The sequence below is a fragment of the Pontibacter sp. YIM B11418 genome (assembly GCF_059278805.1).
On sequence record NZ_JCAEMH010000004.1, the window covers coordinates 38,794 to 52,858 of the forward strand.

16 protein-coding genes are annotated in these 14,065 nt (G+C 52.0%); 10 read left to right on the forward strand and 6 right to left on the reverse strand.

Going from position 1 to position 14,065, the window contains the following annotated elements; genetic code table 11:
- The first annotated feature begins 86 nt into the window (after positions 1 to 86).
- The 3 genes from AC4QZR_RS10720 (at position 87) to AC4QZR_RS10730 (ending at position 1,414) form a co-directional block, all read left to right on the forward strand.
- A complete protein-coding gene (locus AC4QZR_RS10720; protein WP_494480922.1) occupies positions 87 to 458 on the forward strand; it encodes a DUF3221 domain-containing protein in 372 nt (123 codons plus the stop codon).
- An 8-nt stretch (positions 459 to 466) separates the two neighbouring features.
- Positions 467 to 829, forward strand: coding sequence for a Rieske (2Fe-2S) protein (locus AC4QZR_RS10725; RefSeq protein WP_494480923.1), 363 nt, complete (start codon positions 467 to 469; stop codon positions 827 to 829).
- 111 nt (positions 830 to 940) lie between these two features.
- Positions 941 to 1,414: a hypothetical protein gene (locus AC4QZR_RS10730; RefSeq protein WP_494480924.1), complete on the forward strand. Its 474-nt coding sequence runs from the start codon at positions 941 to 943 to the stop codon at positions 1,412 to 1,414.
- On the opposite strand, the gene AC4QZR_RS10735 is transcribed toward AC4QZR_RS10730, so the two are convergent.
- Positions 1,411 to 1,614 (reverse strand): hypothetical protein, encoded by a 204-nt coding sequence (locus tag AC4QZR_RS10735; RefSeq protein ID WP_494480925.1) that lies wholly within the window; start codon positions 1,612 to 1,614, stop codon positions 1,411 to 1,413. The two genes, AC4QZR_RS10730 and AC4QZR_RS10735, sit on opposite strands and share 4 nt — an antisense overlap.
- Before the next feature lie 338 nt (positions 1,615 to 1,952).
- Between AC4QZR_RS10735 and AC4QZR_RS10740 the strand changes: the two genes are divergently transcribed.
- From AC4QZR_RS10740 to AC4QZR_RS10760, 5 genes are all read left to right on the forward strand, one after another.
- Positions 1,953 to 3,440 (forward strand): APC family permease, encoded by a 1,488-nt coding sequence (locus tag AC4QZR_RS10740; RefSeq protein WP_494480926.1) that lies wholly within the window; start codon positions 1,953 to 1,955, stop codon positions 3,438 to 3,440.
- Positions 3,441 to 3,599: 159 nt separating this feature from the next.
- The gene (locus AC4QZR_RS10745; protein ID WP_494480927.1) at positions 3,600 to 4,547 is read left to right on the forward strand and encodes an alpha/beta fold hydrolase; all 948 of its coding nucleotides are present in this window, start codon (positions 3,600 to 3,602) and stop codon (positions 4,545 to 4,547) included.
- 57 nt (positions 4,548 to 4,604) lie between these two features.
- Entirely contained in the window at positions 4,605 to 5,258 is a 654-nt protein-coding gene (locus AC4QZR_RS10750; protein WP_494480928.1) for an alpha/beta hydrolase, read from the forward strand.
- The gene (locus AC4QZR_RS10755; protein ID WP_494480929.1) at positions 5,255 to 5,509 is read left to right on the forward strand and encodes a hypothetical protein; all 255 of its coding nucleotides are present in this window, start codon (positions 5,255 to 5,257) and stop codon (positions 5,507 to 5,509) included. The genes AC4QZR_RS10750 and AC4QZR_RS10755 overlap by 4 nt, the downstream gene beginning before the upstream one ends.
- Positions 5,510 to 5,511: 2 nt before the next feature.
- The gene (locus AC4QZR_RS10760; RefSeq protein ID WP_494480930.1) at positions 5,512 to 6,651 is read left to right on the forward strand and encodes an NAD(P)/FAD-dependent oxidoreductase; all 1,140 of its coding nucleotides are present in this window, start codon (positions 5,512 to 5,514) and stop codon (positions 6,649 to 6,651) included.
- A 152-nt stretch (positions 6,652 to 6,803) separates the two neighbouring features.
- Here the strand turns inward: AC4QZR_RS10760 and AC4QZR_RS10765 are convergent, their stop codons facing one another.
- From AC4QZR_RS10765 to AC4QZR_RS10780, 4 genes are all read right to left on the reverse strand, one after another.
- On the reverse strand, positions 6,804 to 7,025 hold the full coding sequence (locus AC4QZR_RS10765) for a hypothetical protein (RefSeq protein WP_494480931.1): 222 nt from the start codon (positions 7,023 to 7,025) through the stop codon (positions 6,804 to 6,806).
- Positions 7,026 to 7,266: 241 nt separating this feature from the next.
- Positions 7,267 to 7,722: a hypothetical protein gene (locus AC4QZR_RS10770; RefSeq protein ID WP_494480932.1), complete on the reverse strand. Its 456-nt coding sequence runs from the start codon at positions 7,720 to 7,722 to the stop codon at positions 7,267 to 7,269.
- A 5-nt stretch (positions 7,723 to 7,727) separates the two neighbouring features.
- Positions 7,728 to 9,395: a DUF8614 domain-containing protein gene (locus AC4QZR_RS10775; protein ID WP_494480933.1), complete on the reverse strand. Its 1,668-nt coding sequence runs from the start codon at positions 9,393 to 9,395 to the stop codon at positions 7,728 to 7,730.
- A gap of 117 nt (positions 9,396 to 9,512) precedes the next feature.
- Entirely contained in the window at positions 9,513 to 10,127 is a 615-nt protein-coding gene (locus tag AC4QZR_RS10780) for a deoxynucleoside kinase (RefSeq protein WP_253402682.1), read from the reverse strand.
- A 251-nt stretch (positions 10,128 to 10,378) separates the two neighbouring features.
- Between AC4QZR_RS10780 and AC4QZR_RS10785 the strand changes: the two genes are divergently transcribed.
- Positions 10,379 to 10,555: a hypothetical protein gene (locus tag AC4QZR_RS10785; protein ID WP_253402680.1), complete on the forward strand. Its 177-nt coding sequence runs from the start codon at positions 10,379 to 10,381 to the stop codon at positions 10,553 to 10,555.
- Between the two features lie 101 nt (positions 10,556 to 10,656).
- Here AC4QZR_RS10785 and AC4QZR_RS10790 read toward each other — a convergent pair whose 3' ends face one another.
- A complete protein-coding gene (locus tag AC4QZR_RS10790; RefSeq protein WP_494480934.1) occupies positions 10,657 to 11,289 on the reverse strand; it encodes a DUF6565 domain-containing protein in 633 nt (210 codons plus the stop codon).
- Positions 11,290 to 11,530: 241 nt separating this feature from the next.
- On the opposite strand from AC4QZR_RS10790, the gene AC4QZR_RS10795 reads away from it, so the two are divergent.
- A complete protein-coding gene (locus tag AC4QZR_RS10795) occupies positions 11,531 to 13,969 on the forward strand; it encodes a GAF domain-containing protein (RefSeq protein ID WP_494480935.1) in 2,439 nt (812 codons plus the stop codon).
- The last annotated feature ends 96 nt before the right edge of the window (positions 13,970 to 14,065 follow it).

Below are 14,065 nucleotides of genomic sequence, written 5' to 3' on the forward strand. Positions count from 1 at the left end.
GAGCCTTTACTAATCCCCCCCTCCTGCGTACAAATGTCAAAACAGGTCCTTCCTGTAAGGAATGGGCCTGACACGACCCTGTACCCATGAGAAGATACCTGAACATACTAACCCTGGCAGCTCTCCTCCTGGCTGGATGCCAGACGCAGGACGGCTTCCAGATCCCCAACACGCAACCCGACATGCGGGGCAGTATCAAGAATATCAAAAAAACCAACTCCAAGAAAAAGGAAGGCGTAGCCGTGGTTCTGGTCGAATCGGTAGAGGGCGTGCAAACAAACTATACCCAGGCGACACTCCGGATTGATGCCAAAACCTATATCGAAAACTTGCAGGGTACCACGCTCCGGCTGGACCATTTACGCGAGGGTCAGCTGGTGGAGGCCTGGTTTGATGAACAGGTGATGGAATCCTTTCCGGTGCAGGCCCATGCATCCGCCGTGCGGGTGAGCAACTAGTTGGACAGATGGAACAGAAACAGGCACGCTATACCTGGCACAAGGTGTTTGACAGCGCGACAGAAGCCCGCGAGCAGGTGCCCCTTCGAAAACTGAAACAGTTAGTGCTGGATGGCCGGTCTATTTGCTTTGCGCATACTACCACCGGCTTTTTTGCCCTCGACGATAGCTGTCCACATCTGGGCTACTCCCTTAGCAAAGGCACTACGAATTACCTGAATGAAGTGATATGCCCCTGGCACAGCTACAGGTATAGCATGCAGGATGGGCGTGAGTGTGACTTTCGTACCCGCAAGGCGGTTCTGCACCGGGTAGAATTAAGGGATGAGGGTGTGTTTGTGGGAATCGAACAGGCAGCGACTACTACCTGAGAAGGAGTCCTTTACCCCTGTCAGGGAGCGCTCCACTTAAAATAGGGTGATTCCTGTGGGTGAGGTGTACGAATTGTTTACATTAGGGCGCAACCAACTGATGTTATGTCTATGGCAACCAGAATCATCCGTCCGGAAATTACGCCATCCCCACCAATAGAACTGCACCACATGATGGGCGAATTGTACGTGACCATTCAGCGTAAGCAGGACTACATAGAAGCCAAGTGGCAGGGCCATATAACAGCTGACAATGTGGTCTGTGCAGCGAAGGCCTTTCTCGAATTACTAAGAAAAGACCCCTACCCGAAATTGCTCAACGACAAGTCCGAAGTGACCGGCGACTGGCAGGAAGCCAACGACTGGCTTCAGTTTGAGTGGCTGCCGCAAGTAATCGGAGCCGGTTTGCACTACATGGCGCACGTATACTCCTTTAGTATGTTCAGCAGACTCGCTGCCCGAGAGCTTGAAGAGCGCCTCACTCCTAAGCTCTCCATGAAAAACTTTTATCAACGGCGTCTGGCCGAAGAGTGGCTCCTGAAACAGGACAACACTGCCGCTGGCCAGCGGGCTGCTACGGCTTAACGCACGTTAGTAGCTACCGCATGAGGCGCAACAGGTGTGATCACGACTGTGTCGAGCAGAACAGTCATCATTGGTTCTTCTACTTCCATCTCTACATGGCTGGCAACAGCAGCATCAACTGTTTGAACGTTTTTGGTAGCTGGTTGCAAAGCAAGACCGAAGCAAGATACTGTGGCGGCGATTACGAATAATACTTTCATGGCTTTAAGATTTAAATGGTTATCAATTTATTACTGTGACAAAGTTATTCTATAGTACTTTGTTATGCAAGGTACTGTTACTTAATTCACTACTATTTTATACCAAGGGCCTTAAATCATCCGTGAAGCTCCTGAAAAACCAGACGAACGACCACACTTTTTAAAAGCCAAAAAGTCAAATTTTAACAGGTATAGTTATATATAATTTATCAACTGCAGGCTTTCTGGCAGATAATGATCTGTAGTAGTCCATTCCCAAAAAATTAACTTTAATTTTGCCTCTCAGCCACTACCCTTTCCGGGTTGTCGGCTGCTTAAACAGGTATAAGAAGGCTCCTATGCAGGATACAGAAGAAGTAAAGAGGGTGCAGCAAGAAGAGAAAGAAAGTGGTTTTAAGCGGGAGATTACGCTTTTCGACGCCATTATGATTGTGACCGGTGGTATGATCGGCTCAGGCATCTTCATCGTGACCGCCGATATATCCAGGGCGGTTGTCAGTCCGGGCAATATGCTGCTGGTGTGGGTGCTCTCGGGCTTCCTGACCATGGTGGGCGCTATCAGTTATGGTGAGCTCTCGTCCATGTTCCCGAAAGTAGGCGGGCAGTATGTGTACCTGAAAGAAGCCTATAACAAAATGGTGGCCTTCCTCTATGGCTGGACGCTCTTCTTGGTGATTCAGACGGGGGTGATTGCAGCGGTGGGCGTTGCTTTCGCCCGTTTTACCGGGGTGCTTATACCTTGGTTCAGCGAAGATAATGTGCTGTTTTCGTTGGGTAGCTTTAACTTCAGCTCGGTGCAGCTGCTGGCCATTGCCAGCATCCTATACCTGACCTACATCAACTCCAGGGGTGTGAAGAGTGGCAAGCTGATCCAGAACATCTTTGGCAGCACCAAGCTTATCGCCCTGTTTGGCCTGATACTTTTCGGACTGCTTTTCGGCATCAACGAAACGGCGGTGCAGGCCAATTTCTCAGATTTCTGGGGATCAGCCGCAGCGGCCGCGGGAACCAGCGAAGCGCCTCCGGTAGGTATGGCGCTGATCACGGCCATCGGCATTGCCATGGTAGGCGCCCTGTTCTCAGCTGACTCCTGGAACAACATCGGCTTTTCAGGTGATGAGATTGTGAACCCAAAGCGCACCATCGTGCTGAGCATGGTGATCGGAAGTGCGATTGTGATGGGCCTATACCTGATTATCAACCTCGTATACCTGCTGGTGCTTCCCCTCAACGGCGACCCGAACGCCACGGATGTAATTGGCCAAGGTATAAAATATGCTTCCAACGACCGCGTGGCAACGGCAGTGGCAGAGGTGATCGGCGGTTACCCGGCCACGGTAGGCATCGCCATCCTGATCATGATCTCAACGTTTGGCTGTAACAATGGCGCCATTCTCTCCGGCGCGCGGGTATATTACGCCATTGCCAAGGACGGGCTGTTCTTCGAGAAGATGGGGCACCTGAACAAAAACGGCGTGCCGGCCGCCGCCCTGTGGATGCAGTGCGCGTGGGCCTGCCTGCTTTGCCTCTCCGGCACTTTCAACGACCTCCTCGATTACGTGATCTTCGCCGTTATGCTCTTTTACATCCTGACCATCATCGGGGTATTCGTACTGCGTGTTCGTCGCCCGGACCTGAATCGCCCTTACAAAGCGTTCGGCTACCCTATCCTGCCAGCCTTGTATGTGCTCATTGCCTCGGGCATTTGCGTGATCTTGCTTATCTACAAGCCGGTCTATACCTGGCCGGGCCTGATCATCGTGGCGCTGGGAATACCAGTTTATTATTTCTTCGGAAGCAAGTTTAAGAAGGAGTCTGGTTCGTAAGAATTTTTCTGTACAATAGTTCAAAAGCAGTCTGTCAGGTATGGCAGGCTGCTTTTTTTGTTTGAAACCATCTGGTCAATTGAGAAACAAGAGAGAATGGGCGAACATTTCGCCAATAATTTCATATTTTAGTTCAGGAAATGTCACAATCCGAACACCATGCAGTTCAAGGGAAAACATGTAGCTGTAGTAGCCGGGCTAGTTATACTGATTGCTTTTGCGCTAATGATCAGGGCGGATATACCTGCCGAAGAGCTGAAAGCCAGGTATACGACGTCTTCCTCCCACTTTATAAACATCGCTGATGCTAAACTGCACTACCGTGACGAAGGACAGGGTATACCGGTCATCCTGCTGCACGGCACAGCAGCCTCACTTCAAACCTGGGATGGCTGGGCTACCGAACTCAGCAAGCAGTACCGGGTGCTCCGGCCCGACCTTCCGGGCTTTGGCCTGACCGGTCCCAATGCATCCGGCTCGTACTCCATCGACTATTACCGCGACCTGCTCCTGCAGTTTATGGACAGCCTGGGTATAGAGCAGGCGCATATCGGGGGCAGCTCCCTGGGCGGCCAGATCGCCTTCGACTTTGCCGCTACATATCCTGAGCGTGTGCAGAAACTGATTCTTGTCTCCCCTACCGGCGTCACCAACGCCAACGACAAGCGTATCACGCTCCCCTTCCGGATGGCGCAAACACCCCTGCTTAAGCACTCGCTGAAATATATCACGCCGCGCTTTATTGTAGAACAGAGTCTTAAAGAGGTATATGGCGACGACAGTAAATTGAAACCAGAAACGATCAGCTTGAGCCACGACCTGCTGCTGCGCGAGGGTAACCGGAGCGCTTTGATAGATCGCCTCAACACGGTAGACACTGACAACCTGTACAAACTGGCACAGGTACAGGTACCTACCCTCATACTTTGGGGCGAAGACGATGCCTGGGTGCCGGTTACGGATGCAAGCCGGTTTCAGCAAGGTATAAGAGGGGCACAACTGAAGCTGTATGCGGGTGCGGGACACATTCCGATGGAGGAGCAGCCACACGAAACCGTTCAGGACGTGCTGTCCTTTCTGAGCCAGGAAGTCGCGCAGCGCGATTAGCGGAAAAGCCGTAGCTTTGCTGTCGTAAGCGGTCACCAGCCGTAAACGCTAAGCTGTATGAGCACCGTTTATTTTATCAGCGGCCTTGGGGCGGACGAGCGCATGTTCCAGTTTCTGCACATCAAATGCAGGAACAAGGTATACGTGCAATGGATTCGGCCAAAAGACGACGAGCCGCTGCACGAGTATGCGGTGCGGCTGGCTGAGCAGATCACTGAACCGAACCCGGTGCTGGTGGGTATGTCCTTTGGGGGGATTGTAGCGATTGAGCTTTCTAAGTTTCTGAACCCACGCAAAACCATCCTCATCTCGAGCATCGCCAGCAGCAAAATTCTCCCTTGGTACTACCGCCTGATGGGCTTCCTGCGACTGCACCGTATTATACCTGTGCCCTGGCTCAAGCGCTTTCATTTTGTGGGTCCGCTGTTGTTTGGTGCCAACACCAGAGCCGAAAAAGTGTTGCTCAAGCAGGTGATCCTCGAAACCGACCCGCACTTCCTGCGCTGGGCCATCGGGCAGCTGCTCAACTGGCACCAACCCGACCACTACGAGAACGCGGTGATGATTCACGGCACCGCCGACCGCATCCTGCCGATGGGAACTTACCCGGGCATCATCAAAGTAAAAAGGGCTGGCCACCTGATGGTTTTGAGCCATCCTTCCGAGATAAGTGCTATCTTGGATAAGATTTTAGAAGATTGCGAGACATGACAGATAAAAAGAAATTCATCATCAAAACCCTGGACGGTAAAACGGCCGACCTCACCAACGCGACCACCCTCCGGAGCAATAACCTCTACCCTTTCGGCCGTCACAACTACTCCATTTATGAAAGTCCGGAAGGCGTATTCGTGCGCGGCTACAACAGCGGCGAGCGGGAAATCATGCTGACCGGCTTCGAGATAATAGACGAGGCGACGGCCCGCAACTATACCCATACCTATATCCGCGAAGACGAGTAGCCATGGAGTTGAGCTTCTGGGAAAAGGAATCGTACTTCAGCCATGTGGACGTGCTCATTGTGGGCAGCGGCATCGTGGGCCTGAATGCGGCGCTATACCTGAAAACGCAGCAACCTGCCCTGAAAGTGATGGTGGTAGAACGCGGTCTGTTACCCACCGGGGCCAGTACCCGCAACGCCGGCTTTGCTTGCTTCGGCAGTCCCTCCGAGCTGCTCGACGACCTGAGCCACCATAGCGAAAGCGATGTGTTTGCGCTGGTGGAACGTCGCTGGCGTGGCTTGCAACGTCTGCGCCAGAACCTCGGCGACCAGGCCATTGACTACCACCGCTGGGGTGGCTACGAACTGTTTGAAGAAAGCCAAAAGCCGCTTTACGAAGACTGCCTGGAGCAACTGTCCTACCTCAACAAGCAGTTGCAGCAGGTAACGGGAGAACAGGATATCTACCGCCTGGCGGACCACAAGATCAGTGATTTTGGATTTAAGCAAGTCGCGCACCTGCTCGAAAGTACGGCTGAAGGGCAGATCGACACGGGAAAGATGATACTGGCACTCACGCAGAAAGTACAGGCCTTGGGCGTGATTGTGCTAAACGGACTGAAGATTGAAAGTCTGCAGGAAGAGAGCACAGGTATAACCGCCCTCACTAAACAAGGCATTGCTATACCTGCCCGCGCCGCGCTTGTGGCCACCAACGGCTTTGCCCGCCAGTTGCTGCCGCAGTTGCAGGTAGCGCCGGCCCGTGCACAGGTGCTCATCACCAAGCCTATACCCGGCTTGCGCTTCAAAGGCACTTTTCACTACGACAAAGGATTCTACTACTTCCGCAACATCGGCAATCGGGTGCTGCTTGGCGGCGGCCGCAACCTCGACTTCAAAACTGAGGAAACGACTGAGATGGGACTTACAGACCTGGTGCAGCACAAACTGGACGAACTTTTATGCGAAGTCATATTACCGGGCACACCTTATGAAGTAGAGCAACGCTGGAGTGGCATCATGGGGGTCGGCTCGGGAAAAACAACCATTGTGCAGCCCGTATCGGAGCATGTGTGCTGTGCCGTGCGCATGGGTGGCATGGGGGTGGCCATCGGCTCGTTGGTAGGCGAAGAAGGGGCAGCGTTGGTATTGGAAAAGCTGTAACAGGTATAGCTGCTTTTTGACAAAAGACTGCTTGACAAAGGATTCTTTTCAACTGATGCTAGGTATAGAAGCTTTGCGGACACAACTGAAGTTAAACAAAAAAGGTAAACCACGTTCGGTTTACCTTTTTCAGTTTCTATCGTCAGTACGAGTTACATTCGTATCCATTGAGGCTTGGAATTAGGGTTAGGGATCATCAGGTTTTTGGCGGCTTCCTTCTCCGCTCTGTAAAACTCCTGGTACTCTTCTTCGTTCATTTCTTCGCGAAGCGCAATGTGAAATTTGGCCAGTTCAGGGTATAGTTGGTTGCGTTCCTGGCGCTCCTGGGGGCTGTCTCGGTTAAAATCGTAAAAGGATTTTACAAAATTTTTCATAATTAAATATTTGATTTAAAGTGAGTTGGAGAACAGTTTTACTCCCAACCCCCTCTATAAGTTGTCTATATTCAAGTGCAGTTTTCCACAACTTGCCCTGAGCGGCCTAAAACGCACAAAAGTCAGCTTCATGACCCAACAACATAAAAGGCCCTGCCGATTAGCAGGACCTTTTATTCAGAATATCAAATACTTAGATAGTTAAGTATGAAAATATTGCCCTCAGGAGGATATAACTTCACTACTGCCCGAGATGCTTCAAGTAAAGTCCGGTTGCCACCAACAGCAGCTTGGTAAGCTCCGGAATGTCCCGGGCAATGGAAATCTGGCCGCTCGCGATACTGAAGTTTCCCTGTTCAAAACGCACCAGGGTTTGGCCAGTTTCATCGAGTATGTCCCTGCTACTATTCAGGGTTTTGCCCTGGAACGTGAACTGCTCTCCTGTTACCAGCGTAGTTGTGGTTTTGCCGAAGCCGGACGATTTGCTCATGCCGATCACTTCATCTTTGAAATGGATGGTGAGATCATGCTCGAGCCAGCTCTGCCTTTGGAAGTATAGGTTGATTCGCGCTGAGTTGAAATCCGCGTCGTTGCTCGTCCAGCCCCGGAAGGCAAGTTCGCCAACCAGATCGTTCTCATCACGCACTGTATACTTCCGGGACGTCAGGTTTTCCTGTTTCCAGTACAGCAACTCCATGCTTCCTACTTCAAGCCCAACACGTCTACGCCTTGCTCAAACACCACGTCAACCGGTATGTTTTTCTCGCTGAGGCGGTCGAGGTCGGCCTGCAGTTCCGCACCGATCTGTCCCTGCTCGTTCAGCAGTTTGCCCACGCCCGCATAATCGCCGTTGCCCTGCAGTGTCAGGATCAACTCCGATAGTTTGTCCATCGCCTCTCCCATCTTCACGTAGTTCACACGGTACTTGCCGGTCTGAGCATCGCGCTCGAAGGCACCGTTTTCCTTAAAGAAGTTGAAGCGCACCATGTTAGCCTTGCCATGCGCACTGGCCGCGCCAAAGCGCACCGAGCGGAAAATACCTGCCATAAAAGTAGTATAGTAATCTTCGAGGCTACCGCTCACTTCACCTTTTTTGTGCAGTTGTGTGATCATGTAGAGGCCCAGGATGTCGGCTTTGCCTTCTTCCAGCGCAGAGGCATGCTCCTTAAGCGCCTCACGTACTGTGCCTTTGCCATTGATGGTGTTTTTGATGCCCAGTCCGTGCGCTACTTCGTGGAACATGGTGTTGGCAAAGAAGGCATCGAAGGTGATGTGCTGCTTCTGGTCATCGGCGATCAGCTCATCAGCAATGGGAAGCATAATTTTGTCAAACTTGGCCTGCATGGCGTTTTTGAGTTGCAAGCGACGTGTACCTTTCTTCAGCTGCACCTCCTCGTCGTTCGGTAGGTTGATGGCGATGGTTTTGCTGCCCGCGTTGCAATCACCAGCGTAGTAGACCACGTCGTAGGCATTCAGGTCAGAGTCGGTGCCGGGCGTTTCTTTCTTGTAGTTGGCTGGCACCGGCAGACCGCGCTGCAGTTCCGGCAAAAAAGCCGCATACTTCTCGAGGCGCTTGCTCCAGTCCATGTCCTTAATCAAAACATAGGCCTCATGGGCAGCCTTGTATCCGAACACTTTGTCCTCGTAGGTTTCGATCGGGCCGATGATGATGTCAAGGCGGTTGTTCTTCATGTCCATCCAGGCCAGGTCGCTTGGCTGGTAGTTGTCATTCAGTAAGGCATCGGCACGCAGTGTCAGGTATTTTTTCAGGCCCGGCTCTTCGGCCAGGTTTGCCGCCTGGCGCAACAGGTCAGAGGCGCGTGTTACCTGCTCTTTGAACTGCACGTGGTAAGGCACCGTGATCAGGTTCCCCTTGGCGTCGCGGCGCAGGAAGGTATACTGGCTGGCTTTGTCTTTCAGGTTTGCCTTCTCAAACTCCTCTTTCGTCATATCGTGTGGGTAGAAGTTGGCCGCGTCTGGTTTCGGGCCCACGCCAGGTATAAAGGGCTCGTTGTTATCCAATCGGTCCCAGGGGCCGTAGTTGATTTTCACAAACTGTTTGGCAGCATCGTCAGTCAAGGCGTTCAGCAGGGAGTCTTTTTTACCATAGGCCTCATACCAGAACAACTCGTCCATGATGTTGCTTGCCTCGATCAGGAGCGGAATCATTTGCCTCTCTTTCTCACTCAGTCCGCTCAGGTCGGAGGTGAGGCGCACAGTGGTGTACATGCCCAGCTTTTGCTGCAGGTCAATGGCAGCGGCGTCGGTCTGCACAGTCTCGGTGGTCTGGACTTCGTTGGTGCTGCTGCCGGTGCAGGCAGCCGTCATGGCGACTACAGAAGCAGCAAGTATAAGGTGGCGTGATTTCATGTAGGTATAAGGTTAGTTTTATTTTTCAAGAGAAAGATACAGGATTTGAAGTAAAAGAAAAAGCCACCACCCTGATAAAGGGCAGTGGCTTATACCTATGTGATGCTCTTGACTAGCTTAAAACAAGCCGAACAACTCGCTGTTGATACGTTCAATAATGCTCCCCAAATCCTCGGGGTTGGCCACAAAGTCCATGTTGTTTACATCGATCACCAGTAGCTTGCCCTGGTCGTAGCTACTCATCCAGGTGTTGTAGTGTTCGTTGAGGTTGCGCAGGTAGTTGATGCTGATGTTGTTCTCGTACTCGCGGTTGCGTTTCTCGATCTGCCCAATCAGTTTCGGAAGGTCAGCCTTCAGGTAGATCATCAGGTCAGGCGCTTTCACCATGCTGATCATCGACTGGAACAGGGCGTAGTAGTTCTCGTAATCGCGCGTGCTCATCAGCCCGGAATCGTGCAGGTTCTTCGCGAAGATATAAGCATCTTCGTAGATGGTACGGTCCTGGATCACGTGCCCGTCTTTGGCCTGGATCTGCTGTACCTGCCCGAAGCGGCTGTTCAAAAAGAACACTTGCAGGTGAAAGGCCCAGCGTTCCATGTCCTCATAAAAATCCTTCAGGTAAGGGTTATTCTCAACTGACTCCAGGTATAGCTCCCAATTAAAGTGCTGGGAAAGTTTGGTGGCCAGGGTAGTTTTGCCGGCGCCAATGTTGCCGACGATCGCAATGTGCATGGTAATGGTATAATGGATGAAGAAACGGGCCGCAAATTAAAGCTTTTTTTCGTGCCTGTTTCTCTCCGGTCCTGAAACTTACCCACGCGGTTATGCACATTGCCTGTTGCTCTACACACCGCGATCCACTAGTTACCTATACCTCAATAATTTAAGGGCACAGGTATAGCGCTTCTGTTACTGCGCTATGCGCCATCAACTCATCTGACCAGACTGCGTAAATTGTAAGTGAAACCAAAATAAATAAAGCTATGACAAAGGGACACAACCAGGACAAAAATAAGTCGCAGCAACAGCCTGAGGCCAAACAGAAAGGCGGCCAAGAGGGAAACCGCAGTATGCCTGACCAGAAAAAGGATAAAAGTCCAAACCAGGGCCGCAACAAAGGCGACCAGTCTGGCGGCACTAAAGGCCAGAACGCTATTTAGTTAACAGTATAACCGTAAACAGCCGGGACATGCAACAAATGCTGCATGTCCCGGCTGTTTTGCTTAGGTATAGATATCTCCAGTCGTTAAGGGAAGTATACCTATCGCTGCTCCCGCATTTGGTTATACCTGTCTTTGGCGTCGCGGCTTTTGCGCAGGGTGTTGAACTCTACTTGCAGCGCCGCCACTTTCATCTTGTCACTGTTCGTCATTTGACTGAGCACCTGCTGTTTGCGGTCGTTGAGCTGCAGGTATACGTGCTCGGCATAGTCCCAGTCGCGCAGGCTCCAGTCGGTGCGCTGCGCCCGCACGTTCTCCATGAACCTGACAAAAGTGCCGCGCAACTGACTGGCTTTCAACTGGCCTATTTTGTTCGTGCCGGCCAGGCGCCGCTCCCAGGTGACGGCCGTCTCGCGGCTGAGTGGCTGCCCGTAACGCTCTTCCTTTTCTGCTTCCCACTCCTGGTACTGGTTTTTCAGCTCGCCATACTCCTGCTTCGAGGCTTCGTTCATCTGACTGCTGCTACGGTCCAGGCTTTGGGTGCGGGCCCTGAACTCCTGCTTGACCGTTGGCCATTCAGCCCTGGTGATGCTATCGCCCTGGTTTACTCTTCTGTTCATCCAGGCACGAAAATCCTCGAGGTCCTGCTCCAGCTTCGATTTGGTCTGAGCCTGAACTCCAAGCGTACTGATCAACATCAAAAGCAATAGAACGGGAACAAATATCTTCTTCATAGGTTGTTTTTATAATGTTACAGGATACTCTTCTAACACAGCACTCCCATTAAATATTATGCCAGAATATTCTGATGGAGCTATATTTTTTTTAATGCTGCTACTATACCTGCACCCGGTACAACATGCCGCCTGCTATCTTTTTGCGGCTGCTTACGTTTAAAGCAAAGACAGGCATTTTGCCTGCGCCGCACTTGGGATTGGCCATACGCGCTCTTCCCCATCAACCAAATAAAATCATATGCGCAAATCGAGGGGCAACTTCCACGAAACTGTTGTTTCCATACCTAACCGGGACGAGATCATCCTGAGCGCCGAGCGGTTTCCGTTCAAGGCAACCCTTAGTCTGTCACCGCTGGTGACTTACTGGGAAAACAAGATCAAGACCGACCCTAACTGCAATGTGTCTCGCGTAAACGAGCTGGCCGGTTTGTTGCGCCAAAATCCTGCGCTGCTGGAGCCTATCGAGGATGTGTCCATTATCAATAAATACATTGATACGGTCGACATTCTGATGGAGGACATTTTCCCGAGTGCCCTCTGGGAGAACGATTTGCGCGCCACGGTGCTGCCATTTCACTTCGACAGCTTCTACGCCACGCCGCGCCTGGAGGAGCTTGACCTGCTGGGAGGCGGTAACTACACCCAAAAACTCAACCTCGACCTTAAAACGCTGCTCTTCCGCCAGACGCTCTCGGCCTATACCTTGATTCTGGAGAAATTCTACAACGCCAACTTCTTTGTGGACGAGCCCTTTATTTTCAGCATCAAAGACAAGTTCACCAAACTGGACCGGCACTACAAGCTGATCACTGATCTGAAGTTCATGAAAGTGAAGGCCAAAGGGCCGATCAAGCAGCTCAGCACACAGGAAATAAACTTTCTGATCAACCGCTACAACGACCTGGACCTCTGGATGCAGAAGATTCCGCCGGAGAACTTTGAGTTCAGCGGCTTTGCCATCTACGATTTCACGGACGTGACCAACGAGGCGACCATTTCATCGCTGCGCTACGACCTCCTCGACCAGGACTCGGTGACCACGCCTGAAGGGTTTGAGAGCCTGCAACAGAAGCTGCGCGTACTTTTCGGGCTGCCGGGGCTGCGTCTGGGCCTGGCCTCCCTGCCCGCGCTCCATGAGTTCGACACCAACTTTACCCGCAAAACCTGGAACGGGCTGGTGCTTCAGAAAGACTCCCACGTCAAACTGGAAGATCTGACGGAGTCCATCTACGCCCCCGTGCTCATTAAGGGCAACACCATTATAGTAGACGACCTGGAGCAGCTGGACGAGACCAACAGACTGGAGCAGGAACTGATTAAGTCCGGTGTACGAAACCTGATCATCGCGCCGCTGCAGTACGAAGGCAAAACGATCGGCATGCTGGAATTAGCGTCGCCTATACCTGGCGAACTGAATGCACTTTCCACGATCAAGCTCAAGGAGATACTGCCGCTCTTTGCCCTGGCGCTCAACCGCATGCTCGACGAGTTGCGCAGCAGCATCCAAAACATCATCAAAGAGAAGTACACGGCCATTCACCCGATTGTGGAGTGGCGCTTTACGCAGGCAGCCATCAACCTGCTCGATAAGATGGAACGCAATGTGCCAGCCGAGATCGAGCCGATCGTGTTCCGCGACATCTACCCGCTCTACGGGGTATCGGACGTGCGCAGCTCGGCTTCGGAGCGCAACAAAGCCATTCAGGGCGACCTGCTTGACCAGTTGGTGCTGGCCAAAGAGGTGATTCTGGCCGCCAAAGACAAGCTGCCGCTCTCCATCCTGGACGAGTTGATCTACAAGATAGACAAGTACTCTCAAAACATCGTGCAGGAACTGGGCTCGGGCGATGAGGCGGTGGTGCTGGAGTTTCTGCGCAGTGAGATCGAACCGCTTTTCAATCACTTCACCCAGAAGTACCCGTCCACCCAAAAGGCCATTGAAACCTACCGGAAGGCCACCAACAACCCGAATGGCGTGGTGTATAACAAGCGGCGGGCCTACGAGGAGAGCCTCTACCTGATCAACGACACCATTTCCAGCTTCCTGGACCGGGAAGAGGAAAAGGCGCAGCAGATCTTTCCGCACTATTTTGAGAAGTATAAGACGGATGGCCTGGAGTATAACATCTACATCGGGGCATCGCTTCTGAACAGCGGTCATTTTCAGGAGCTATACCTGAAGAACATGCGCCTCTGGCAGTTGATGCTCACCTGCGAGATTGCCCGTCGCATACACAAACTGCGCGCTAACCTGAAGCTACCGCTCGAGATCACGCAACTGATCCTGGTGCACAGTAACCCGATCTGCATCCGTTTCCGGCTCGATGAGAAAAAGTTTGATGTGGAGGGTGCCGACAATATCCGCTATGAGATTCTCAAAAAGCGAATTGACAAGGCCACGCTGCGTGGCACCGAGGAGCGCCTTACCCAACCCGGCAAGGTCGCCATCGTGTACACGCAGCCGCGCGAAGCACAGGAGTACCGCCGCTACATTGATTTTCTGCAGGCCGAGGGTTACATTGAAGAAGAAATAGAAGACCTGGAGATAGAAGAACTACAGGGCGTGCAGGGGCTGAAAGCGCTCCGCATTTCGATCAATTTCCAGGAGCAGCTGCGCCACGACATTGATGCCGGCGACGAACTGCTGCAGATCGCACGCGCAGCCGCTCTCAACTAAAATTGCACTTTTATACAAAAAGCATTTTTTTTAACAAGAACGTCTGTTTAACAACAAGTTATAAATCAGAATCTTACAACGCATTTAAAGTTGTAA